Source organism: Staphylococcus rostri, from assembly GCF_002902145.1.
GTDB classification, from domain to species: Bacteria; Bacillota; Bacilli; order Staphylococcales; family Staphylococcaceae; genus Staphylococcus; species Staphylococcus rostri.
Genome location: NZ_PPRF01000142.1, coordinates 1 through 1,283, shown reverse-complemented (window position 1 = coordinate 1,283; position 1,283 = coordinate 1). Strand labels below are relative to the sequence as shown.

The following is a 1,283-nucleotide window of genomic DNA, read 5'->3' as shown; positions in this document are numbered from 1 at the left end:
AGATGTGTATAAGAGACAGCCCTAGCACTCATTGTTACTCTTATATTAAGCGTATTGTTAATTGATACAGTTAAATCATTTTCTATTTACAATAACATTGAAAAAGATAGTCAAAAAATCCAACTGTATCTTAATGATATAAAAAAACCTCATGCCAAGGATGCATTAGATTATTTTGAGAAATTAACTAATCAATATCATGTATCTTTTACAAAGGTAACTTATGTCAGTGATAATAAAGTAATTATTAGTTCTAATAATAAAACTTTACATCAAAAAGTTGAAGAAGATAATAAATTAAAACTATTTGATAGTAGCTTAGATATCAAAGTATATGGTTTAAAGGGGACAAATTTCTCTGAAGAAGGTACCTATTATTTAAAAGGACCAAATGTTCAAAAAGTTATAGATATTATTGATCAAGATGTGGGCAAAACAGTACAAGTAGACAATTCAATACTTACAGTTTTACCTGCAGATTTATTTGTAGTTATTTATCTAGTTTTACTAGTAACTATTTTTATTACTGTGCTGATCCACTATTTTTAAAATAGAAAAAGTGACATCAAATTATTATACGATTTAGGATATAACAAATTACAAATTTCAAGATACATAATTAAACACCATCAGTATTATTTGTTGAGTTATGTGCTATTATCTATTGTACTAACTTACGTAGTTTACTTTTTCATTTATAATGATTACTACATTTTTAAATCATTTATGTTAATACTTCTTGTTATTGCAATGATGTTATTTTTAATTGCTATTATCTTTTATACAGTTATGCTTCAGTTTGTGAAAAGTTATGCTAAGAATAAAGCTCAAAACAATAAGTTTTTAATGATGTATGCGTATATGTTGTTATCAATAGTCATTGTATTTTTCTTAGTCGTTACAACAGAAAAAATAATTGAAAATTTTAATGATTATCAACAACAAGAATCATCGTTAAAAAATTGGGATACGACAAAAAATATATATAAGACAAATGAATTTGATATCGGTCAAGTTAAAAATAAAGAATTTAATGCTGTTATTAATCATAGAATGAAAAAGTATTATAACAGTAAAGAAAATAATGGTTTTGTTGCGGATTTTTTCAATTATGTAGATTCTGATGATGGTATACCTGATTACATTTTGAATGAGCAAGAAAATGCTGATATTGAACCGAATGGTAAAACAATTACTATTGATAAACATTATTTAGAAAGACATCCTAAAAAAACAATTCATAACGAGAATGTTTTAAATAAATTAAAGGATGATGAAAATAC

1 protein-coding gene and 1 pseudogene are annotated in these 1,283 nt (G+C 24.6%); both read left to right on the top strand.

What is annotated here, in order from left to right; translation table 11 throughout:
• Positions 1-54 precede the first annotated feature (54 nt).
• On the top strand, positions 55-549 hold the full coding sequence (locus CD122_RS11475) for a hypothetical protein (protein WP_103359036.1): 495 nt from the start codon (positions 55-57) through the stop codon (positions 547-549).
• 204 nt (positions 550-753) lie between these two features.
• Positions 754-1,283 (top strand): annotated as a pseudogene (locus CD122_RS11470) (DUF1430 domain-containing protein); the annotation flags it as partial.